Source organism: Thiomicrorhabdus sp. zzn3, assembly GCF_029767755.1.
In the GTDB taxonomy this organism is placed as follows: domain Bacteria; phylum Pseudomonadota; class Gammaproteobacteria; order Thiomicrospirales; family Thiomicrospiraceae; genus Thiomicrorhabdus.
On record NZ_JARUQS010000001.1, the window covers coordinates 1,156,701 to 1,178,493 of the forward strand.

Consider the following 21,793-nt stretch of genomic DNA (forward strand, 5'->3'; position numbering starts at 1 on the left):
ATTACAGCAACAATTGACGCAAGTCAGTCAGGTATTGACCAACCGTGGTGGTGAATCGAACCCCTTCAGCCCCGTCGATCACGCGGTGATCGTATGAAACGCTGAATGGCATAATCAGGCGCGGCACAAACTCGTTTCCGTTCCAGACTGGCTGCATTTTCGCTTTGGATAAGCCCATAATCGCCACCTCTGGCGCATTGACGATTGGCGTAAATTGCGTGCCGCCGATCCCGCCCAAGCTGGAAATCGTGAAGGTACCGCCGGACATATCCTTAGGCCCCAACTTGCCATCACGCGCTTTGGCGGAAATTTCCATCAATTCGCGAGACAGTTCAAAAATGCCTTTTTGATCGACGTCACGCACCACCGGCACCACCAGACCGTTTGGCGTATCGACGGCAATACCCAGGTTGTAGTAGGATTTTTTGATCAGCGATTGCGCATCGGGACTCAAAGAAGCGTTGAAGCTTGGGAAGTCTTGCAACGCTTTGACCACCGCCTTCATCACGAAGACCAGCGGCGTCAGTTTTACTCCCTGCTTCTCGGCATTGGCTTTCATCTCTTTACGGAACTGATCCATCTCGGTGATGTCGCACTCGTCGAACTGGGTGACATGAGGAACGTTCAACCAGCTGGTATGCAGGTGCTTACCGGAAATCTTCTTGATACGGCCCAGCTCTTCGGTTTCGGTTTCACCGAACTGGCTAAAGTCGATTTGCGGCATTGGTGGAATGCCCATGCCACCCTGTGCTCCGGACGCGCCCGGCGCCGCTGCTTGACCTTGCATCACCGATTTAATAAAGGCTTCCACGTCGGTTTGCTGGATACGTCCTTTTGGCCCAGTACCGGAAACCGCCGTCAAATCGGCACCTAATTTACGTGCAAAGGCACGTACAGATGGAGAAGCGTGGAACGCAGCCCCCATAGGCTGCTTATTGATTGGTTTTTGTTCTGCTGGCGCCGCCGCAGGCTGAGGAGCCGGAGCAGTAGGTGCTTCCGCTTTTGGAGCAGGCGCTGCAACCGGTGCCGGCTTCTCTTCTGCCGATTTTTCTTCCGCTGGTGTTTCGGCTTTTGCAGCCGCGGCTTCACCAGCAACCTCAATGTCGCACACATAAGTGCCTTCGGAGACGCTGTCGCCAACCGAAATCGCCATTTTGGTAATGGTTCCGTTCACCGGCGACGGGATTTCCATCGTCGCTTTATCGGATTCCAAGGTCAGAATAGAATCGTCTTCACTAACCGTATCGCCTTCTCCCACCAATACTTCGATGACATCGACCGAATCGAAATCCCCGATGTCTGGGATATGAAATTGCATTGTTGCCATAGTAAGAATTCCTTTTATCAACGCACCGACGTGGTTTAGGTTAAGTTGTCAGTGCTTGTCAGACCAGGCCTGTTGGGTTTTAGGCCGGGTTTGAGTCAATACAAAACCGCCCGTGATCAAGACGGGCGGTGTGTTTATTACACGTGTAACGAGAAGGCGGTTTCGCCTGAGATGCCGTATTTTTTCATAGCATCCGTTACGACTGACACGTCAACCTTGCCTTCGTCTGCGAGTGCTTTAAGCGCAGCCACTACAATGTGATAGCTGTCCACTTCAAAGAACTTACGCAGTTGCGCACGCGTATCGGAACGACCGAAACCATCGGTTCCCAATACGTGGAATGCGCCCGGCACATATTCACGAATACGGTTCGGGTAGTCGCGAATATAATCGGTTGCTGCAATAAAAGGACCTTCTACTTGAGAAAGGACTTCAGTGACATAAGGTACTTTCGGCGTTTCGGTTGGGTTCAACATGTTCCAACGCGTCACTTCCATACCGTCACGGCGTAGCAGGTTGAAACTTGGTGCTGCCCAAATGTCAGCGGCCACGTTCCACTCTGTTTCCAGCATTTCTGCTGCTTTAATCACTTCAGTGAAGATCGTTCCAGAACCCATCAATTGAGCGCGGGCTTTGGCTTTAGACTCCGATTTCTTAAACGGATACAGACCTTTGATGATGCCCTCTTCGACGCCTTCCGGCATCGCCGGGTGGCTGTAGTTTTCGTTCATCGCAGTGATGTAATAGAAAACGTCTTCTTTATCGTGCATCATGCGCTTGATGCCGTCACGCATAATCACTGCCATTTCATAGGCAAATGTTGGGTCGTATGACATACAGTTCGGCACAGCGTCAAACATAATCAAGTTGTGACCGTCCTGGTGCTGCAGCCCCTCCCCTTCAAGGGTAGTGCGTCCTGCGGTGGCCCCTAATAGGAAACCGCGTGCACGCGAGTCACCGGCGGCCCAGGCCAAGTCACCGATACGCTGAAAACCGAACATCGAGTAATAGATGTAGAATGGAATCATCGAGACGCCATAGTTGGCGTAAGCGGTCGCCGCGGATACCCATGAAGACATCGCACCGGCTTCGTTGATCCCCTCTTCCAGTACCTGGCCATTGGCCGATTCTTTGTACCACATCAACTGATCGCTATCCATTGGCTGGTATAGCTGACCGGCCGGATCGTAAATACCGACTTGACGGAACAGACCTTCCATGCCGAAGGTACGGGCTTCATCCGGAATGATCGGCACACAACGCGGCCCCAAGGTCTTGTCACGCAACAGGATCGATAGAATGCGCACAAACGCCATGGTGGTCGACATTTCGCGGTCACCCGTACCGTCAGTCAACATTTTGAACGCGTCCATTTCAGGAACCGGAAGCGGCTCAGCGTTATCTTGGCGGCTTGGAATGTCGCCACCCAGTGCTTCACGCTTGGCTTTCAGATAAGACATGATCTCGGAGTCCTCATCCGGACGGTAGAACGGGATGTCTTTTTCCAATTGTTCGTCAGAAATCGGAATCGAGAAACGGTCACGGAAATATTTCAAACCGTGAATATCCAGCTTTTTCTGCTGGTGAGCGGTCATCGCCGCTTCACCGTATTCACCCATTCCGTAACCCTTAACGGTTTTCGCTAGGATGACCGTTGGCTGACCTTTAGTTTCGGTGGCGGCTTTATAGGCTGCATACACTTTACGTGGCGAGTGGCCACCACGTGTCAGACGGAAAATCTCATCGTCTGTCATATCGGCAACCAAAGCAGCGGTTTCTGGATACTTACCAAAGAAGTGTTCGCGAACGTAAGCACCATCTTTTGCTTTATAGGCCTGGTATTCACCATCGACCACTTCGCCCATACGCTCGATCAGCTTACCGGTGGTGTCTTTAGCCAGCAGTTTGTCCCAACCTGAACCCCAAAGTACTTTTAGAACGTTCCAACCGGCACCGCGGAAAACACCTTCCAACTCTTGAATGATCTTGTCATTACCACGAACCGGTCCATCGAGACGCTGCAGGTTACAGTTGACTACGTAGATCAGGTTATCCAGTTTTTCGCGCTTAGCCAGCTGAATGGCACCACGTGATTCCGGTTCATCCATCTCACCGTCACCGAGGAAAGCCCAAACCTTACGCCCTTCCGTTTTCGCCAAACCGCGGGCTTCCATATACTTCATGAAGCGTGCTTGATAGATCGCCATCAACGGTCCTAGACCCATCGATACGGTTGGGAACTGCCAGAAGTCCGGCATCAACCAAGGATGCGGATAAGAAGACAGACCGTTACCGTCTACTTCCTGACGGAAGTTTTTCAGTTGATCTTCAGTCAAACGCCCTTCCAGGAAGGCACGTGAATACATACCGGGTGCGGTATGGCCTTGGAAGAAGACCATATCAGCGCCTTGCTCATGATTTGGACCTTTAAAGAAGTGGTTCATCCCCACTTCATAAAGCGTACAGCTTGAAGCGTAAGAAGCAATGTGTCCCCCGACGCTGGTGGTTTTGTTAGCACGCACCACCATCGCCATCGCATTCCAGCGCAGAATAGCGCGTAACTTTTGCTCTAGCGATAAGTCACCAGGATAGTTGCTTTGCTCTTCAGGTGGAATGGTGTTGATATAAGGGGTGTTGGCTGCATAGGGAATATCGATGCCGTGAACACGGGCTTTTTCGATCAAATGCGCAATCAGGTGTTTGGCTTTTTCAGAGCCTTCATATTCGACGACGGCTTCTAACGCATCGATCCACTCTTGCGTTTCTTGTGGATCCTGGTCAATAAACTGTTCGCTCATAATGTGTCCTCTCGGGTTGGTTCGAGTTCTTCAGGTGCTGGGTGGGCCTGAAGCAGAGTCAGTACAGATAGGTCGTATCGGTACCGCCAACATAATTTTTTAAACGTCTAGGGTTCCAGCTACTTAGTATTCCAAGACGCTGAACAAAGGATCAGGAATATGCTCAAAAGCATTCAGCCACTTTGCTGCACTGGCTTTTCGGGACTCAACAAGGACTCAAAAAGGCAGAATAACTGAATCACAGGGTTCATTAAAGTCGGAGCATCATACCACTTTTTTACGCATTTTTCATTCAATGCAACGGTAACTAAAGCCTCTCGCAGAGACAAATACGCTAAGCTCTTGAAAGCGCAAACAAAGCGGCCACAGGATATTTTGAAATCTTTTAAGCTTCCTGTTTATCGCAATGTCATGAACAATTACACTGAATGCTTAAGCAAATAACAGAATTTCACTTTGAAAATCATAAGCGTAGAATCAAAACCAAGGGTGAATGATTATCTTTTATTAAGCAACCAAAAGCGATAACCTTTGTAGGACGACAAACGGGCGCTGTTTCAATGCGTTCCTCTATCGCTTCTATTCATCCTTGGGCACGGACGCAGCGCCCATTTGCTCTTAGGATGTGTTCGACGCATCAAGGAGTCAGGCATGAATCTTAGAAACATGCTATTGATAGCAAGTCTGCTTGTTACAAGTCCGCTTGCCTACGCCAATCCCGTGAATGTGAACACGGCGAGCCCGCAAGAAATTGCCCACTCACTGGACGGGGTTAATCCAAACCTGGCAAGAGAAATTTCGCTACATTGCGGGGCCACAAACTGTAAGCAGCCAAAGGATCTGCTGCATGTTTACGGCATGAGCCCAGACCTGTTGCATCATATTAAAGGAGACTTACGTTTTCATGATATGAAGCCGGAAAAGGATTCAAATGACGATTGCTAGACGGTCTTGTTTGACCTAAGGTCAACGTACGGCTTTACACACGGGGTAAACAACCCGCCGCTACGTTATTACTAACCTCCTAGCAGAGACAACAAAGCCCCTTAATCGGGGCTTTGTTGGGAGGTGCAACAGTCCATATTCACATAAACTATCAACTATTATTTAGGCAGCCAAAATTTGTCCAGAAGCTCTTGCAGTTCAGTCAGTGCCTGATGATACACAGACTGTTTGAAGCAGACCACCTCTTGAACCGGGCGCCAATAATCCACCCAAGTCCAATCTTCAAACTCAGGTGTCTCATGGTGGCTCAAATCGATACGTTCAGGCTCGCTTTCCAAACCGAGCATAAACCAAATCTGCTTCTGACCAATACATAAAGGTTGGCTGTACTGGCGAATCAAGTGCTTGGGAAGGTCGTAGGTTAGCCAATCTTTAGTACGCCCTAACACACGCACATCCGAAGGGTCTAAACCGACTTCCTCTTTCAGTTCACGAAACACCGCTTGCTGCGGCGTTTCATTTTCTCGAATTCCCCCTTGAGGAAATTGCCAAGCATCTTGTTGAATTCGTTTACCCCAGAAAAGCTTCCCTTCCTTGTTTACAATAATAATACCGACATTATGCCGATATCCGTCTTTATCTATCACGAATAACCTTAAAACTTAAATACAAATATCGCTTATTATTGCCTGATTTTTAGGATTTTTTCAATCAGAAATTTTTTGGTGCTGCCCTAATCGGTTTTCAACACAATTTCAGGTAAATGCAGCTTGTGACTTAACAATCAATCGTTTAGGATTGTGCGCAAAATTTTGATTCGGGACTTTTTAACGTGGCTTTAGCAATTTTTGACTTGGATAACACTCTAATCGCCGGCGACAGCGACTACCTATGGGGAAAATTTTTAATTCAAAAAGGCGCTGTGGATGCCGTCTTTTTTGAAGCGGAAAACGACCGTTTTTACGAAATGTATAAAGCGGGCACGCTGGATATCATGGAGTACCAACGTTTTTCACTAAAACCATTGACTCAGTTCGACATGGCAACGCTGCAAACCTGGCATGCCGAATTCATGCAGACCATGATTGAACCGATCTACCTGCCTAAAGCTCAGGCACTGGTGGACCTGCACAAAAACCAGGGAGATGAGCTGCTGATTATTACCGCCACCAATAGCTTTGTGACCCGCCCGATTGCAGAACGATACGGTATTCGCAACCTCATCGGGACCGATCCGGAGGTCGTAGACGGCCGCTTTACCGGCGAAGTGGATGGCACTCCTTCCTTCCAAAACGGCAAAGTGATTCGCCTGCAGGAGTGGTTAAAAGCTCACGACCAGAACCTGGAAGGCAGTTATTTCTATTCTGATTCGCACAACGATCAGCCACTGCTTGAAGTGGTGGACAACCCGGTAGTGGTGGATGCCGATGCGACCCTGTTAAAAACAGCCGCGGAAAAATCTTGGCCATCGATCACGCTGCGTGATTAAGCCTCATCATCTGACAACCGAACAGGCCTGTTCGGTTTTTTAACCGGCAGCTCATGTCTTTCAGACATAAAAAAACCGCAGTAAAGCGGTTTTTTATGTCAGCGTCTCTAACGATCAAATACCAAACTCTTCTTTGACCTGTTCGACCCAGTCATCAACCCGTCCGGCAGTCAGCTCGGGTTGCTGATCTTCATCAATCCCCAGCCCAACAAAGAATTCTTCGTCTTCCGTTACCGCCTTGGATTCGTCAAACTCAAACCCTTCAGTAGAAGTATAGCCTGCCGGGGTAGCCCCATTTTCTACGGCAATATCATGCATCATGCCCATCGCGTCCAGAAAGTATTCTGAATAGTCAGCCTGATCGCCTAATCCAAAGCAGGCAACCGTCTTACCGGTAAAATCAATGCCTTTAAAATCTTCCCAGAAATCATCCCAGCTGCTTTGCAACTCACCGTAATACCAGGTTGGCTGTCCAAGAATGATCTTGTCGTATTTTGCAAAATCGTCCGCGCTGGCAGTCGCCACATCGTAAACATCCACGATGTCCGCGCCGATCTTGTCCTTGATCATATCTGCAACACGCTCGGTATTACCTGTATCCGTTCCGTAGAATAGGCCGATCTTACTCATGTTTATACCCTTTTAAATCAAAATAACAGTAAAATGAATTCCATTAGCGATCATTAAAACACGATTGTTAATGCAATTTCCAAATCCTCAACGTCTAAAATAGACAAATGAAATTGGTTTAAAATGCGTCACCCTTTGCACTTTACGCATTTTCTTCTAAATTATGGCGCGAATATTAGCACAGCCTAATTCGAGAAAAAATTCACTAATTTTTATCCTGTTTTATGAATAAAACTAATCCTGTTGACTGTTTTAAATGCCGTTACTTCTACATCACCTGGGACGTCAACAATCCAAGAGGTTGCAAGGCATTTGGATTTAAAACCAAAAAACTGCCTAGCCAGGTTGTCTTAGAAACATCGGGGGAAGTATGTCTGAAATTTTCCCCCAAAGAAGACAAATCGCCTCCGTCCAACTCCTCAAAAAAAGGCTGGATTGCTTAACATTAACAAGCTTAGTTCTGGTCATTTCTAAGCCAGCAGACGTTCCAGAGCCGACCACTGAAAATAGGCTCCAGGATCGGTTTTGCGCCCGGGTGCAATATCGCTGTGTCCAACGACCTGATGACTTTGCAAGCCAGGATAAGCCTGCCATAATCCCTTAATCAACTCGGCCAACACTTCGTACTGCTTGGCGGTATAGCAGGTATGATCGGTCCCTTCCAACTCAATTCCAATGGAAAAATCGTTACAACGTTCGCGACCGTTAAACTCGGACACCCCGGCATGCCAAGCGCGGCAATGAAACGGCACATATTGAATCAAATGTCCGTCTCGTCGAATGAGTGCATGCGCTGAAACCTTCAGGTCTTTAATCTTGGCGAAATATGGGTCTTCATGTGGATCCAGGGCGTTAGTAAACAACTTGGTGATGGCTTCTCCACCAAACTGCGCGGGCGGCAAGCTAATGCCGTGCACTACGATCAGTTCCGGCAGACACCCTTGCGGACGCTCATCATAATTAGGACTTTTTATATATTCGGCTTGCTGACACAGACCCGACTTTGGATCAACTTGGTACACGAATTAAGCTACTCCACTTCTATCTCTACGCAATCAACTCTTAAGCTTAAGAACGACTCGCTTAAGGTATAATACATAACTATCGTTTTTCAATCCCACTCTTTCATTCAAAATTTTCAATCGTCAACGAATGAAATCGAGTTTGAATTTAAAGCCGAACTGACTATGCAAACAATCGATTACTTTTTAAACCTCAGCGAAACCGTCCGTATTGCACTGGAAGAAGATCTCCGTGATGGCGACTTGACCGCCGATCTGGTCCCCGAAGCCAACCAGGCTACCGCCACTATTATTTGCCGGGAAGCGGCCGTCATTTGCGGGCGTCCATGGTTTAATGAAGTATTTCGGCAAATTGATCCAAAGATTCAAATTGAGTGGGCGATCGATGAAGGACAAGCGGTTGAAGCCAATCAACTGTTGTGCACTCTCAAGGGGTCGGCACGCGGGATTTTGACAGCGGAACGTACCGCATTGAACTTTTTGCAAACGCTTTCAGCAACCGCCACGGTCACCGCACGCTATGTGGCTCAATTGAAAGACAGTCGCACCCAACTGCTGGATACCCGTAAAACGATTCCTGGACTGCGTCTGGCGCAAAAATATGCGGTGCATTGCGGCGGAGGCACTAATCACCGTATCGGCTTGTTTGATGCCATTTTGATCAAAGAGAATCACATTATGGCAGCCGGAGGCATCAAAGAAGCGGTATTTACCGCTAAAACGTACCATCCGCGGACAACGGTAGAAGTCGAAACCGAAAATATGGATGAGGTCCGTCAAGCCCTGGAGGCCGGTGCCGACATCATTATGCTGGATAATTTTACGGTTGCGGAAATGCATCAAGCTGTCGCTCTGGTTAATGGCCAGGCTAAACTCGAGGTGTCGGGCAATGTCGAAATCGATCATCTCAAGGAACTGGCGACCACACAGGTGGACTTTATCTCTACAGGCGCGATCACCAAACATATTCAGGCAATTGATCTCTCAATGCGCTTTCAAAGCCAGTAAGTTCCTGATATAAAATAACTCCATACCGAATAATGCTGATTCATAGACAAAGTAAGCGACAAATCGATTACTAACTGCAACAAAGACGTTGTTTAATCAGCATTCACCCGCGAAACAAATCAAACCGATCAAGGAAAACCGTGAACGATCACCTGCTGCTACACATCGTTTTATTATTAGGAATTGCGGTGGTTACCGTATCTGTTTCCCGCCGCCTGCATTTCCCACCTATTCTGAGTTACATCATTGTGGGGATCATTGTCGGCCCATTCGGCTTCGGCTGGATTCAGAAAGAAGAAAACATCACCCTGCTGGCAGAGTTTGGGGTGGTGTTTCTGCTGTTCTCCATTGGCCTGGAATTTTCCCTGTCGCAGATGATTGCCATGCGCAAGCTGGTATTTGGCTTGGGAAGCGCTCAAGTACTCGGCACCGGGCTCATCGTCTACGGAATTGGCTGGGCGGCCGGTTTAGACACCAATACCAATATTGTCGTGGCCTGTGCCTTCGCCCTTTCCTCCACCGCCATTGTTATCAAGCAGCTCACCGAGCAGACGGAAATTCAGTCACGTCACGGGCGTGCCGCAGTAGGGATATTGATTTTCCAGGACATTATGGCGATTCCACTGCTGATTCTGATTCCTGCTCTGGCGATGACCAACCCGGAAGAAAATGCCCTGGCCATGTCGTTATTAGTCGCTTTTGCCAAGGGGATCGTCATCGTGGTTATCATGCACGCCATCGGTCGCTATCTCCTGCGCCCGCTGTTTAATGAAGTGGCCTCGGCAAAGTCGTCCGAACTTTTCACCTTGACCGTTCTGCTGGTGGCATTAAGCTCCGCAGCGTTAACTGAAGAGATGGGGCTTTCGATGACGCTAGGAGCCTTCCTCGCGGGAATGATGCTCGGCGAAACTGAATATCGTCACCAGATCGAGTCAGATATTCGTCCTTTCCAGGACATTCTGCTTGGCCTGTTCTTTGTGACCGTGGGGATGCTGATCTCCCTCGAAAGACTGATGGAGCATTTCTGGATTATTCTCGCCGTCACAGCAGCCATTATTGTGGTCAAGGTGGGCGTTATCTACACCATTGCCCGCCTGTTTGGCAACGAACCTGGTGTCTCCACCCGTACCGCGATCTCTTTGGGTCAAGTTGGTGAGTTCGGCCTGGTCTTAATGACCCTCGCCTTCACCTACCGCTTGCTTCCTGAAGACACCGGCAATATCCTGCTGACCGCCGCGGTCATCAGCATGGCGATATCACCGTTTATGGTGAAATTTAATGGCCAGATCACGCGCTTTCTGCATCGAGGCAGTTATTCGCAAAGCCATGCCGAATTTGAGCGCTCGATTGCCGAAGATAATGTCTACCTCTCCAATCATGTGATCCTTTGCGGCTTCGGTCGTGTCGGGCAAACTGTCAGCCGTTTTTTACATAAAGCCAACGAAAACTTTGTCGCTCTCGACATGGACATTCGCCGGGTTAACGAAGCCCACAATGCCGGGGAAAGGGTCTACTATGGTGATGCGGCGAAAGAACGCATTTTGCACGCCGCCGGAATTGATAAGGCTAAAGCGGTTATTATTACGTTCAGTGATTATCACGCTTCCATGAAAATTCTGAAATCGATACGCCAGCACCATCCCAACATTCCCATTCTGGTGCGGACGATCGACGATGCTCACTTGAATGAGTTTTTGGAAGCCGGGGCCACCGAAGTGGTACCCGACACCTTTGAATCAAGCATCATGCTGTCGTCCCATTTGCTGTTAATGATCGGCCAATCGCCCAGCAAGGTGCTGCGCGAAACCCGTGCCGCCAGAAAGGATCGCTACAAACTGTTGGAAAACCTCTATCCTGGGCAGGACGACAATCTGCTCGATGAACGTCATGTACCCGGCGGGGTCATTCACAGTGTGGTAATGGAAGAGAAGGCCTATGCGGTAGGCAAGCGCCTCAAACAGCTGCCTTTCGAAGAACTGAATGTTCATGTGGACGCCATCGCCCGAGGTCATGTGCGTGGTGAAAATCCGGATCCGAACACGATGATCCGGGTTCAGGATCACATTGTCATTTCAGGCACGCCGGAAGACGTTGAAAAAGCGGACTACTTCCTTAAAACCGGCCACTGACAAGGTCGCACGTATCTACTACTGCGCCAGCCAGATCAGGCTGGCGATGCGCCCGGTTTGGCCATCGCGCCGATAGGAATAAAAGCGCGATTCATCGGCATAGGTACACAATTCACTATCGTAAATCTGTTCGACCCCCAATCCCGCCAATTCCAATTTGAGCAGGCCTGCCAGGTCGGCCAAATACTTGCCCTCACTGTCTTTTATCGCTGTGAAACAGGCCGTATTGTGCGTATTTAACTCGGCAAACGCATCGTACACATCCTGCCCGACTTCAAAGTAAGGCTGGCGAATATGCGGGCCAATCCAAACCAATAACGCTTCAGGAGATTCAGGCAGTTGTTTAACGGTTCTACTGACAATCCCCTCCGCCAAGCCACGCCAACCAGCATGAATGGCGGCCACTAACGTGGCGGAACGGTTAGTGATCAAGATCGGCAAACAGTCGGCGGTCATCACCACCGCCACTTGATTCGTCTGTCGACTCCAAGCCGCATCGGCAATCGGGGCCTGCCAATCTTGCTGATCAAAAGAGTCCAAATTGACGACCTCAACCGTATGCTGTTGATTGAGCCAATACGGTGCACAAGGCAAATCGCCCTGCTGTTGCAGACAACGACGGTTGCTTGTCACATTTTCGGGGTCATCGCCAACGTGCAGGGCGAGATTAAAATCGTCGTAAGGCGGCAAACAGGCACCGCCACAGCGGGTTGTGCATAAGGCTTTAACCGATGCCTGTACCGGCCAGCTGGGGATAATAAACTCCGAGTGTGGACAGCTTAGCGCTCGCGTGGGCTTATGCATTCAACCAGGCCTGTTCAGTTTTAAAATGCATTCGGACGCACGCATCGGCCTGATTGCCGGAAACAGGCACTTATTCCGGAATATCGTCATCGGTCACCCACTCGACTTCCACACCGTAATCGTAATCGAACTCGTCATAGCCTTGATGCATCGCTTCAAATTCGTCAATATCATCCCGCAAGGTATCGATCAGATTGAGCATGTCTTCCGGCATATCGACCTTCCACTTCATCTTTTTACCGGTCACCGGATGCGTCAAACTCAGAGCACCGGCATGCAAGGCCTGACGCTTAAAATTGCGCAGCACTTCGATAAACTCTTCAAGCATCTGCTTAGGGATTCGCATACGCTTGCCATACAGAGGATCCCCCACTAATGGAAAACCGATGGAGGCCATATGTACGCGAATCTGGTGAGTGCGCCCAGTTTCCAGCTTAACGCGAATACGCGAATGCTCTCGAAAATGTTCCAACACGCGGTAATGACTGACCGCCGGTTTGCCGCCCACCGGACGAATCGCCATTTTTTTGCGATCCTGCGGATTGCGGCCAATCGGCTTATCCACCGTGCCGCCAGAAATCATCTTCCCCACGACCACCGCATCATAAATACGCTCTACGGCATGACGCTGCAACTGTTCCACCAGATGGGTCTGTGCCGGTACAGTTTTGGCCACCACCATCAAGCCGGAGGTGTCCTTGTCCAAACGATGCACAATGCCGGCGCGCGGCACCTCTCGCAGGCGCTTATCATGAAACAACAGTGCGTTCATCAGCGTTTGATCGGGGTTGCCCGCACCTGGATGGACCACCAGGCCAGCCGGTTTATTGATGACCAGAATCGCATCGTCTTCATACACAATATCCAGCGGAATTTCTTGTGCAGGCGTATCCAGACTCTCTTCAATATCGGCCTGCAGCTCGAGCTTTTCACCACCTAAAACTGTGTGGCGTGGTTTGGTGCACACATCACCATCCAAGGTTAATTTGCCCTCTTTAATCCACTGCTGAATGCGGTTTCTGGAATAATCTGTAAAAAGATTGGCAACCGCCACATCCAAGCGTTGTCCGAGACTTTCCTCTGGAATTTGGGCATTTAATGTCTGTGTACTCAATGCGATACCTGCGTTTAAAAAATAGAAGAAGTTATTGCCATGCGCTGTATTTTACGGCGTTTTTTATCACTTTCCATCCAAAGCCGTCACTCTCTTTACAAGCACAACAGCAATAATGGCCGAAAAGTCAGATATAACCGAATCAACAGGCGCGTAATCCAATTAAAAAAATCGCTTGGATTCTTGGTTATTCAAAGGGTTTATGAAAAATAGTATGCTACAATTTTGATCTTATTAATCTTAATATGGATCTTGGCTAAGATTCTCAAATATTGTAACGAAGAAATATGAAAAAATCGCTGCTAACCGCCGCTCTGGCGCTCACATTTTCTTTGCAAGGCTGCTCTTCCCTCATTGAAAAACCCGATTCCGAAATGACCGTAGAGGAATTCTACGAGGAAGCAACGACAGCATTCAGCGACGAAAACTGGGATACGGCGATTCAATATTACGAAAAGCTCAAAGCCTATTTCCCTTACGGAAAGTATGCTGAACAGTCTTATCTGGAGCTGGCCTACGCCTACTACCGTTACGATGAACCAGAATCCGCCATTCGTGAATTGGAAGAGTTCATTAAACTCTACCCAAAACACAAAGAACTGGCCTACGCCTATTATTTGCGCGCCCTAGCGGCTGACTCAGTTAACCAAAGCTGGCTGGATCGCTGGATCACCGACCCGGCGACTCGCGATGTAATTTCCAGCAAACGTGCTTTCCGCTACTATCAGGAACTGATTCACCGCTATCCGGATACCGACTATGCACAAAGTGCCAAAACGCGCCTGATTATCATCCGCAACCGCCTGGCTCGTCACGAATACCAGGTGGCTAAATTCTATTATGACCGTAAAGCCTATTTAGCTGCGGCCAACCGTTGCCGTCAGCTTTTAGAAAATTACCCACGCTCGGTCATGAACTTGCAAGCGCTGGACATGATGAAGGACAGCTATGCGGCTTTGGGCATGGAACAAAACTACCAGGATACGCTTAAAGTGTATGAACTGAACCGCACGCTCCAGCAGGAAGCCGAAGCTCAGGCCGAAATGGAGGAACAACCAGCCCAGGCACAGCAAACTCCAAAAGCTAAAGAAGACAAAGGCTGGTGGGAGCGCTTTAGTGACAGCGTAACTAGCTGGCTTTAAAGTTAATACTAAAAAAGTCACCAATCAAAAAAACGCCGCAGATTCATTAAGAATTGCGGCGTTTTTTTAGGTTTTACTTTTATTCACTGTAACGACTGGTAATCGGATAACGACGATCACGCCCAAAGGCTCGATGGGTAATCTTAATCCCCGGAGCGGCCTGGCGGCGTTTGTATTCGCTACGGTCGATCATGCGAATCACGCGTCGCACTTCGGTTTCATCATAGCCCAACGCAACGATCTGCGCCGGCGTTTTATCTTCTTTGACATACGCCCTGATAATGGCATCCAAGGTATCGTAATCCGGCAAGGAATCCTGATCTACCTGGTCCGGACGCAACTCCGCCGACGGCGGGCGGGTAATCACCCGTTCGGGAATGACCTCTTCTGACAAACTGTTTCTGTAGATCGCCAGACGATAGACCAGCGTTTTCGGCACATCTTTCAATGGCGAAAAACCGCCCACCATGTCGCCATACAGGGTCGAATAACCGACCGCAACTTCACTCTTGTTGCTCGTCGCCAGCACCATACTGCCGGTTTTGTTGGACAATGCCATCAGCAAGGTGCCACGAATACGGGCCTGCAAGTTTTCTTCCGTCACATCCGCTTCATAGCCGGCAAAATCTTCGGCGAGCGCAGACTCGAAAGCTTGATACATCGGTTCGATCGGTTTGACACTGTATTTAACGCCCAAAGTCGCGGCCTGTTTTTCAGCATCTTCCATGCTGATTTCCGCCGTATAACGAAACGGCATCATCACCGCCTCAACACGATCTGCTCCCAGCGCATCCACCGCTAACGCCAAGGTCAAGGCCGAATCGATCCCGCCGGACAGTCCTAGGATGACACCGGGAAAACCGTTTTTTTCCACATAATCGCGGATACCCATCATCAATGCATGATAAACACGGGCTTCATCCTGATGCAGTTCTGCCTGCTCACCCGGCAACATCACTAAGGCATCCGCCTGCTTCATCAGTTTCACCGGCGTATAAGCTTCACTGAACTCGGGAGCTTGCACCATCACTTCGCCTTCACCGGACATGGCGAACGAGCAGCCATCAAACACCAATTCATCCTGCCCGCCTACCTGGTTGACATAGATCACCGGACACTTCACTTCATTAACACGGCGCCGCACCACATTCAGACGGTCCTGATGTTTTTCTTGTGAAAAAGGCGAGGCATTTAAGTTCAGCAGAATCTCAGCGCCCGCCTCTACCGCTTGCGCCGCTGGTGAAATTTTCCAGATGTCCTCACAGACCAGCAAACCGAATTTTATCCCTTTGTAGTCCACGACACAGGGCTGCTTGCCCGGCGAAAAATAGCGCTGCTCGTCAAACACGCTGTAATTGGGCAAGTTCTGTTTGATATAGCTGCCCTGTATCTGACCATTTTCGATCCAGGCCGCCATATTAAAGCGTTCACCCAGTTCATCCATCATTGGATACCCGACCACTACAGCCATATCCTGAATCTGTTCACACAGAGTCGATAAGGCCTGATCAATTTGCGGGTAGAGCCCTTCTCGCAACAACAGATCTTCCGGCGGATAACCGGTTAAAGTCATCTCAGGAAACACCACAATATCCGCTTGATGATCGGTTCTAGCGGCATTCGCAGCCTCGATCACTTTTTCGACATTGCCGTTAATATCTCCAACCACGGCATTGATCTGTGCCATCACAAGGGTTACGTTCTGGGTCATAAACACGGTTCCTTAAGGCTCTGCATAAAATGGCTAATAATGCCTGAATTAGCTTAACTGCTTAAGCATGGCATCTCCGAGATCCGCCGGCGAGCGAACCACGGTGACACCAGCCGCTTCCAGCGCCGCAAATTTTGCCTCAGCCGTACCTTTACCCCCGCTCACAATCGCCCCGGCATGCCCCATGCGTTTTCCTGGAGGCGCGGTGACACCGGCAATGTAAGCGACAACCGGCTTGGTGACATTGGCTTTGATAAAGTCGGCGGCATCTTCTTCCGCCTGACCGCCGATCTCACCGACCATAATAATCCCTTCGGTTTGCGGATCTTCCTGGAACAGACGTAAGCAATCAATAAAGTTCATGCCCTGAATCGGATCGCCGCCAATACCGACGCAAGTCGATTGGCCTAAACCATTATGGGTGGTTTGGTGCACCGCTTCATAAGTCAGCGTTCCCGAACGCGAGACCACACCGATTTTACCTGGCAGATGAATGTGTCCCGGCATAATACCGATTTTGCAGCCTTCGCCGTCCACGCCTGGACTAATCAAGCCTGGACAGTTCGGACCGATCAAATACGCATCCGACTTGTCCAGTACGGCACGCACTTTGAGCATGTCCGCCACCGGAATCCCTTCGGTAATACAGGTAATGACTTTGATGCCGGCGTCAATCGCCTCGATAATCGAGTCTGCAGCAAATGGCGGCGGCACATAAATCATCGACGCTTCGGCACCGGTTTGTTCCACCGCCTCGCGTACCGTATTGAAAACCGGCAGTCCCAAATGCGTTTGCCCGCCTTTACCGGGGGTCACCCCGCCCACCATTTTAGTACCATAGGCAATGGCTTGCTCTGAGTGAAAGGTTCCCTGTTTGCCGGTAAACCCCTGACAGATCACTTTGGTGTTCTTATCGATCAAAATACTCATTACGCTGTTACTCCCGCTGCCTCAACCACTTTCTTGGCCGCATCCGCCAAACCATCTGCCGTGATAATGCTTAAACCACTCTTCGCCAGTTTCTCTTTACCCAGTTCCACATTCGTGCCTTCCAAACGCACCACAACCGGAATCGTTAAGCCGACTTCTTGAACCGCCTGGATAATCCCGTCGGCAATCAAGTCACAGCGAACGATTCCGCCAAAGATATTCACCAGAATCGATTTCACCTGGTCTGAAGAGAGAATCAGTTTAAAGGCTTCCGCCACGCGCTCAGGCGTCGCACCGCCGCCCACATCGAGGAAGTTGGCCGGTTCACCACCATTGAGTTTGATCAAGTCCATGGTCGCCATTGCCAAACCGGCTCCATTAACCATACAGCCAATATCGCCGTCCAACGCAATGTAATTCAGTTGGTGCTCTGACGCTTTGGCTTCGCGTTCGTCTTCTTGAGAAAAGTCGCGCATTTCCACCAGCGCCGGCTGACGGTAAAGCGCATTGGAATCGATATTCACTTTGGCATCCAGGGCGATCAATTCGTTATCCGCAGTACGAATCAACGGGTTGATCTCCACCTGGGCCACGTCCTTGTCCAACGCCAGTTGATAGAACCGCTGCATCAGTTGGCCGATCTGTTTAAAGGCGGTGCCAGTCAACCCCAAGGCAAAGCCGACTTCACGGCACTGATACGGCATCACACCTACGGTCGGATCGATATGCACCGTTAAAATCTTTTCCGGAGACTGCTCGGCGACTTCTTCGATGTCCATGCCGCCCGCCGCAGAGATAATAAACGTATGCGTCCGGCTGACACGATCGACCACCAAGCTCAAATAAAGCTCTTCTTCAATCGCCAGGGTTTCTTCAATCAACAGACTGTTAATCGGCAAGGCTTTACCGGCCGTTTGAATCGTCGCCAAGGCACTGCCCAACAGTGAAGAGGCCACTTGCTGAGCTTCTTCACGACTTTTCACCAACTTAACCCCACCGGCCTTACCGCGTGCGCCGGCATGGATTTGCGCCTTGACCACCCACGCATCACCGCCCACCTTCTGCATGGCCGGATCCAGTTCGCTTAATTCGGTAATCAGCACCCCTTCTGGCACGCCGATCCCATATTCCTTAAATAACGCCTTGGATTGATATTCGTGTAAATTCATCTAAAAACCCGTCTCCGATTTTCCGTGTCCGTTTTATCAAATGCATTCATCGCAGATATTTCAAAGGAGCACGAAATGTTCAATAGCCGTAAAATCCCCAATATTTTTCTGGCCGACATCCTATTTCAAAGCGACCAACCTACGCCTTAACAGACCCAATCAAACAGGCTGTTACAGGCGGACTTTACGCAGATAAAAAATTGCTTTTATTGTATGATTTTTGGACAATGTTTGCACCAACAATTCATCGGACACCCCCATTCTTATCGGGCCTGTCCCTCTAGAGAAACGATATGAGAGCAATTGTATTTCTGCTGTTTGTGATTCTGGTCTTTTTGATCCTGCGTTTTACCCTTAATCGAATCATCGAAATTCGCCGGCAAAACCGAGAGAAAAACGCCTCGCAAACGCAACAGGCCTCCTCACTGAACCCGGAAGAGCAGCCTATGGTGCGCTGTGCAGAATGTGGCGTACACCTGCCGCAATCAGAAGCCTACTTTGACGGTCAACATACCTTTTGCAGCGAAGGCCATATGCAGGCCTATCATCGTAAACAGCAAGAAAAACACGAACAAGACTCGGCTGAAAACTGAACAGGCCTGTTCCGTTTAATGCCACTGTTGTTCCGGCTAGGAATGAATCGCTTTGATTGTCGCCTTAAAAACAATGGTTTGACCGGCCAGAGGATGGTTGAAGTCGATCACAATCCGATCCCCTTCAACCTGATGAACTTTTCCCGGAATCTCTTCACCCGCCGGCGTATTAAAGCCGATCACATGGCCTTCTTCCAGCGGCATATCGGCCGGAAAGTCACTACGGGAAAAGGTCTGTAAGTTGGCCGGATCAGGCTGGCCAAACGCCTGCTCGGGAGGTAAGGTAAAGGTTCCTGTGGTACCCACTTCCAAACCGATTAACAGCTCGTCAAGTTTGTTTAAGAAGGTGCCATCCCCCACGGTAAAGCGGAAGGTTTCGCCCTCTTCGGTCTCTTCAACCAGAGTGCCGTTCGCCATCGACAACTGAAATTCAATTTCAATCTCGCTGTGCTCGCCGACCACCTTTACCTTTTTTTTCTCTGCTGCGGTTTCAGGCGCTTTTGCGTTTGCGGATTCTTGCACTTTTCTGTCCCTTTTTTATCGATTGACTCACCGGATCACCAAAGACGACCACGCGATTGCGCCCGCCCTCCTTGGCCTGATACAGCGCCTGATCGGCTGCCTTAATCACTTCTTCCGGTGATTTGTTTTCTTTGTTTTTACAAGCCACCCCCATGCTCACCGTCACTTTGGTGGAGGTTTCCTTGCCTTCGTGTTTAAAACTCAAATCGGTTTCTTCAACCTTTTTGCGTAGTTCGTCCATCACCGGGCGCACCTCTTCTGGAGTTTTACCGGCAAAGACCACGGTAAACTCTTCGCCACCGAATCGGTACGCTTTTCCGCCCGATCCAACCTGATTCAGTACTTTACTAACCGTACGCAGGACCAAGTCGCCAATATCGTGGCCGTAGCGATCATTAAACGATTTGAAGTGGTCGATATCGATCATTACCACCGAGTAGCTGCGACTCATTCCCATAAAAGACTCAAACAACGCCCTGCGCCCCGCCATCCCGGTCAGCTCATCTGTATAGGCAATGTGGTGCGCATCAAACACCTGGGACAAAAGCACGATCAATACGGCAGTGGACGCCATCCAGGCCAACACCCCATACTGCTGACCGCCGTTCAAACCAAACGCCATCAGCAGCAAGACAAACAGAATGGCCAGATCCAAAACCCGAATTTTGCGTAACAACGCCAGCCGCATCGCCAACGCCGTGGCGCTCAGTAAAAAGACCACACTGCCCATCAGCGGAATCTGTACCGGAGAATCCAGATCGGTACTCATTGGACGCGAAAGATAACTGATCCACTGCAACGGCAATTGATGGATGGTCCAATAAACCAGCCAACCTAAGGCGCCGAACAATGCCAGCAAAAACAAATTATAGACGGCATGCTGAACGCCCTTTTCAGGCAGAGAAACCCACAAAATCAGGCTCAGAGGTAGGAGAACACTCAAAGTTGGGAAAATCAATTCCAACGCCGGAGAAGGCGTTTGCGTTGGCAGATAGTCATTAAGAAGCCAGACAACAATCAACAGCGCCACCGTAATCAAAATCGGCTGCATGCGATTCAGATAGAGGCTGACAAACACCGTAATCGCTCCGATCGCATAGGGAGCATAGGTCAGTAAATTCTGCCACGCCAGTGGCCAGCTATGAATTTGATCCGCCTGCCAAATGGCCAGAGCGGACAGCGAAATCAACCAGAAATAGTGTTTTGCCAATTGCGATGCCTTTATAGCTTTTGCACTGCTTGAAATATCATAACAAGTGCCTGAAAAAGGCCGATGTGGAAGTCAACACCGCCTCTCGTCTCAGGCAAGCTTAGTTAACAATCGTTACAGAAATTAGGTTCTACCAAAGATCGAGAATTTTTCTTCTGGGCGTTCTACACAGCGAATGCGCCATTCCAAAGCATAGCTGCAATCTTTTTCACCCAAACACTGAAAATGCTGCTTCGCAAACTCTGATGGCTTGCCCGCCTTGCGCAACAGGTAATCATAACCGGTCGGACACAGCTCTTTAGCTTGACGGCGTAACGCCCAGCTTTCAAAATCCGTCAAAGGTTCACTGTAATACTCGGTCAGATAATACGTTTCATCATCCACTTTATGCGTTTGCGCAGTCGAACAGGCGCTGAGATTGAATACGGCCAGAGCAACAGCCACCAGGCCTGCTGAGTTTAAGACGGGTTTGATCATGTATAAAAACTCTATAAGGTTTATTCAGTGCGAAATGATTTAGACATCAAAACAGAGTCGAACCTTACTTAACCGAAATCGACGGCAGTCGCTCTTGCAACGGTTCTTCCTTGATGCCTTTTTCCGAAATAATATAACACATATTGGTATGCAGCTTTTTGCCGTTCACCAGTAAAGAGGCACCGTAGTTGTCTTCGGGATTCAGACGGATGTCGCCCTTATAGACCTTAAGCAGTTTTCCGCTCATACAGCTATAGACCTCCACCGTACGATCCAGGCCAATCCAATCCGATTGGATATTTTTAGCGCTGTTGGTTACCTTTTCGCAACCACTCATCAGCACCATCACGCCGATCAAACTCAGGCCTAAGCCCATTTTTCTACGACTTAGCATCGTCACTCTTCCCTCTGTTCAAAATCCGTCTGAATCCAGAAAGGCACTTCTTAGTCTGGAATGCCAGACTCGTCTGTTTCCGCCTTTTCCGGGTTCTTGAACGCGTGTTTAATCTCTTCCCAGGTGCTGGTGTAGGTATCCTTCTCACCGAGCTTTTTGACCTCTTCCATGCCGTGCTTGCTGCCTTCAACCACATCATCCGAAATGGCTGACGCGGTTTCTTTAGTCGACTCCCACGCTTCAGCGGCATCGGCTTTGACCTCATCCCAAAAACCGGCTTGCGCAGGCACAACATGCGCAGAAAGAGCCAAGGCTAACACTAGTGGCAAAGACGGCATAACCGCACAGATCGCTTTCATCCAACACTCCAAAATTCGTA

The 21,793-nt window shown here is 49.5% G+C and carries 21 protein-coding genes; 6 read left to right on the forward strand and 15 right to left on the reverse strand.

Annotated elements, in window-relative coordinates; all coding sequences use genetic code 11:
* Position 1: 1 nt before the first annotated feature.
* Together aceF and aceE are read right to left on the reverse strand one after the other, a co-directional pair.
* Positions 2 to 1,327, reverse strand: a complete 1,326-nt coding sequence (gene aceF / locus QCB44_RS05410) for a dihydrolipoyllysine-residue acetyltransferase (RefSeq protein WP_279408401.1) — start codon at positions 1,325 to 1,327, stop codon at positions 2 to 4.
* 137 nt (positions 1,328 to 1,464) lie between these two features.
* Positions 1,465 to 4,125 (reverse strand): pyruvate dehydrogenase (acetyl-transferring), homodimeric type, encoded by a 2,661-nt coding sequence (aceE, locus tag QCB44_RS05415; RefSeq protein ID WP_279408403.1) that lies wholly within the window; start codon positions 4,123 to 4,125, stop codon positions 1,465 to 1,467.
* 651 nt (positions 4,126 to 4,776) lie between these two features.
* On the opposite strand from aceE, the gene QCB44_RS05420 reads away from it, so the two are divergent.
* Positions 4,777 to 5,070 (forward strand): helix-hairpin-helix domain-containing protein, encoded by a 294-nt coding sequence (locus QCB44_RS05420; protein ID WP_279408404.1) that lies wholly within the window; start codon positions 4,777 to 4,779, stop codon positions 5,068 to 5,070.
* Positions 5,071 to 5,228: 158 nt separating this feature from the next.
* Here the strand turns inward: QCB44_RS05420 and QCB44_RS05425 are convergent, their stop codons facing one another.
* Complete coding sequence (locus QCB44_RS05425) at positions 5,229 to 5,717, reverse strand: RNA pyrophosphohydrolase (protein WP_279408408.1); 489 nt, start codon at positions 5,715 to 5,717, stop codon at positions 5,229 to 5,231.
* 185 nt (positions 5,718 to 5,902) lie between these two features.
* Between QCB44_RS05425 and QCB44_RS05430 the strand changes: the two genes are divergently transcribed.
* Positions 5,903 to 6,559: an HAD-IB family hydrolase gene (locus QCB44_RS05430; protein ID WP_279408411.1), complete on the forward strand. Its 657-nt coding sequence runs from the start codon at positions 5,903 to 5,905 to the stop codon at positions 6,557 to 6,559.
* A 114-nt stretch (positions 6,560 to 6,673) separates the two neighbouring features.
* On the opposite strand, the gene QCB44_RS05435 is transcribed toward QCB44_RS05430, so the two are convergent.
* On the reverse strand, positions 6,674 to 7,189 hold the full coding sequence (locus tag QCB44_RS05435; RefSeq protein WP_279408413.1) for a flavodoxin: 516 nt from the start codon (positions 7,187 to 7,189) through the stop codon (positions 6,674 to 6,676).
* 470 nt (positions 7,190 to 7,659) lie between these two features.
* A complete protein-coding gene (gene ampD / locus QCB44_RS05440; RefSeq protein ID WP_279408416.1) occupies positions 7,660 to 8,211 on the reverse strand; it encodes a 1,6-anhydro-N-acetylmuramyl-L-alanine amidase AmpD in 552 nt (183 codons plus the stop codon).
* 165 nt (positions 8,212 to 8,376) lie between these two features.
* On the opposite strand from ampD, the gene nadC reads away from it, so the two are divergent.
* Both nadC and QCB44_RS05450 read left to right on the forward strand, forming a co-directional pair.
* Positions 8,377 to 9,219 (forward strand): carboxylating nicotinate-nucleotide diphosphorylase, encoded by an 843-nt coding sequence (gene nadC, locus QCB44_RS05445; protein WP_279408418.1) that lies wholly within the window; start codon positions 8,377 to 8,379, stop codon positions 9,217 to 9,219.
* A 140-nt stretch (positions 9,220 to 9,359) separates the two neighbouring features.
* On the forward strand, positions 9,360 to 11,348 hold the full coding sequence (locus tag QCB44_RS05450; RefSeq protein WP_279408421.1) for a monovalent cation:proton antiporter-2 (CPA2) family protein: 1,989 nt from the start codon (positions 9,360 to 9,362) through the stop codon (positions 11,346 to 11,348).
* A gap of 18 nt (positions 11,349 to 11,366) precedes the next feature.
* On the opposite strand, the gene pgeF is transcribed toward QCB44_RS05450, so the two are convergent.
* Together pgeF and rluD are read right to left on the reverse strand one after the other, a co-directional pair.
* A complete protein-coding gene (gene pgeF / locus QCB44_RS05455) occupies positions 11,367 to 12,152 on the reverse strand; it encodes a peptidoglycan editing factor PgeF (protein WP_279408423.1) in 786 nt (261 codons plus the stop codon).
* 70 nt (positions 12,153 to 12,222) lie between these two features.
* A complete protein-coding gene (rluD, locus tag QCB44_RS05460) occupies positions 12,223 to 13,266 on the reverse strand; it encodes a 23S rRNA pseudouridine(1911/1915/1917) synthase RluD (protein ID WP_279408425.1) in 1,044 nt (347 codons plus the stop codon).
* A 287-nt stretch (positions 13,267 to 13,553) separates the two neighbouring features.
* On the opposite strand from rluD, the gene QCB44_RS05465 reads away from it, so the two are divergent.
* Positions 13,554 to 14,408 carry an outer membrane protein assembly factor BamD gene (locus QCB44_RS05465; RefSeq protein ID WP_279408427.1) on the forward strand — a complete coding sequence of 285 codons (855 nt, stop codon included), beginning with the start codon at positions 13,554 to 13,556 and terminating at the stop codon, positions 14,406 to 14,408.
* 79 nt (positions 14,409 to 14,487) lie between these two features.
* Here the strand turns inward: QCB44_RS05465 and QCB44_RS05470 are convergent, their stop codons facing one another.
* Genes QCB44_RS05470 through sucC form a run of 3 tightly spaced genes read right to left on the reverse strand, consistent with a single transcriptional unit; the run spans position 14,488 to position 18,218 of the window.
* Positions 14,488 to 16,119 (reverse strand): NAD+ synthase, encoded by a 1,632-nt coding sequence (locus QCB44_RS05470; protein WP_279408429.1) that lies wholly within the window; start codon positions 16,117 to 16,119, stop codon positions 14,488 to 14,490.
* Between the two features lie 48 nt (positions 16,120 to 16,167).
* Positions 16,168 to 17,049: a succinate--CoA ligase subunit alpha gene (gene sucD, locus QCB44_RS05475; protein ID WP_279408431.1), complete on the reverse strand. Its 882-nt coding sequence runs from the start codon at positions 17,047 to 17,049 to the stop codon at positions 16,168 to 16,170.
* Positions 17,049 to 18,218, reverse strand: coding sequence for an ADP-forming succinate--CoA ligase subunit beta (gene sucC / locus QCB44_RS05480; RefSeq protein ID WP_279408433.1), 1,170 nt, complete (start codon positions 18,216 to 18,218; stop codon positions 17,049 to 17,051). Before sucC ends, sucD begins: the two co-directional genes overlap by 1 nt.
* 293 nt (positions 18,219 to 18,511) lie before the next feature.
* On the opposite strand from sucC, the gene QCB44_RS05485 reads away from it, so the two are divergent.
* A complete protein-coding gene (locus tag QCB44_RS05485; RefSeq protein ID WP_279408434.1) occupies positions 18,512 to 18,811 on the forward strand; it encodes a PP0621 family protein in 300 nt (99 codons plus the stop codon).
* Between the two features lie 36 nt (positions 18,812 to 18,847).
* Here the strand turns inward: QCB44_RS05485 and QCB44_RS05490 are convergent, their stop codons facing one another.
* From QCB44_RS05490 to QCB44_RS05510, 5 genes are all read right to left on the reverse strand, one after another.
* Positions 18,848 to 19,333: a peptidylprolyl isomerase gene (locus tag QCB44_RS05490; RefSeq protein WP_279408435.1), complete on the reverse strand. Its 486-nt coding sequence runs from the start codon at positions 19,331 to 19,333 to the stop codon at positions 18,848 to 18,850.
* Positions 19,302 to 20,543, reverse strand: coding sequence for a GGDEF domain-containing protein (locus QCB44_RS05495; RefSeq protein ID WP_279408438.1), 1,242 nt, complete (start codon positions 20,541 to 20,543; stop codon positions 19,302 to 19,304). The genes QCB44_RS05490 and QCB44_RS05495 overlap by 32 nt, the downstream gene beginning before the upstream one ends.
* A 123-nt stretch (positions 20,544 to 20,666) precedes the next feature.
* Positions 20,667 to 21,020, reverse strand: coding sequence for a hypothetical protein (locus QCB44_RS05500; RefSeq protein ID WP_279408439.1), 354 nt, complete (start codon positions 21,018 to 21,020; stop codon positions 20,667 to 20,669).
* A 64-nt stretch (positions 21,021 to 21,084) separates the two neighbouring features.
* Positions 21,085 to 21,414: a hypothetical protein gene (locus QCB44_RS05505; protein ID WP_279408442.1), complete on the reverse strand. Its 330-nt coding sequence runs from the start codon at positions 21,412 to 21,414 to the stop codon at positions 21,085 to 21,087.
* Between the two features lie 50 nt (positions 21,415 to 21,464).
* Positions 21,465 to 21,773 carry a hypothetical protein gene (locus tag QCB44_RS05510; RefSeq protein WP_279408443.1) on the reverse strand — a complete coding sequence of 103 codons (309 nt, stop codon included), beginning with the start codon at positions 21,771 to 21,773 and terminating at the stop codon, positions 21,465 to 21,467.
* Positions 21,774 to 21,793: the final 20 nt, after the last annotated feature.

What these genes read in the sequence shown, in the direction of transcription:
- aceF (WP_279408401.1), bottom strand. Translation starts at nt 1,327, where the DNA reads ATGGCAACAATGCAATTTCATATCCCAGACATCGGGGATTTCGATTCG.
- aceE (WP_279408403.1), bottom strand. Translation starts at nt 4,125, where the DNA reads ATGAGCGAACAGTTTATTGACCAGGATCCACAAGAAACGCAAGAGTGG.
- QCB44_RS05420 (WP_279408404.1), top strand. Translation starts at nt 4,777, where the DNA reads ATGAATCTTAGAAACATGCTATTGATAGCAAGTCTGCTTGTTACAAGT.
- QCB44_RS05435 (WP_279408413.1), bottom strand. Translation starts at nt 7,189, where the DNA reads ATGAGTAAGATCGGCCTATTCTACGGAACGGATACAGGTAATACCGAG.
- nadC (WP_279408418.1), top strand. Translation starts at nt 8,377, where the DNA reads ATGCAAACAATCGATTACTTTTTAAACCTCAGCGAAACCGTCCGTATT.
- pgeF (WP_279408423.1), bottom strand. Translation starts at nt 12,152, where the DNA reads ATGCATAAGCCCACGCGAGCGCTAAGCTGTCCACACTCGGAGTTTATT.
- QCB44_RS05465 (WP_279408427.1), top strand. Translation starts at nt 13,554, where the DNA reads ATGAAAAAATCGCTGCTAACCGCCGCTCTGGCGCTCACATTTTCTTTG.
- QCB44_RS05470 (WP_279408429.1), bottom strand. Translation starts at nt 16,119, where the DNA reads ATGACCCAGAACGTAACCCTTGTGATGGCACAGATCAATGCCGTGGTT.
- sucD (WP_279408431.1), bottom strand. Translation starts at nt 17,049, where the DNA reads ATGAGTATTTTGATCGATAAGAACACCAAAGTGATCTGTCAGGGGTTT.
- sucC (WP_279408433.1), bottom strand. Translation starts at nt 18,218, where the DNA reads ATGAATTTACACGAATATCAATCCAAGGCGTTATTTAAGGAATATGGG.
- QCB44_RS05485 (WP_279408434.1), top strand. Translation starts at nt 18,512, where the DNA reads ATGAGAGCAATTGTATTTCTGCTGTTTGTGATTCTGGTCTTTTTGATC.
- QCB44_RS05500 (WP_279408439.1), bottom strand. Translation starts at nt 21,020, where the DNA reads ATGATCAAACCCGTCTTAAACTCAGCAGGCCTGGTGGCTGTTGCTCTG.
- QCB44_RS05505 (WP_279408442.1), bottom strand. Translation starts at nt 21,414, where the DNA reads ATGCTAAGTCGTAGAAAAATGGGCTTAGGCCTGAGTTTGATCGGCGTG.
- QCB44_RS05510 (WP_279408443.1), bottom strand. Translation starts at nt 21,773, where the DNA reads ATGAAAGCGATCTGTGCGGTTATGCCGTCTTTGCCACTAGTGTTAGCC.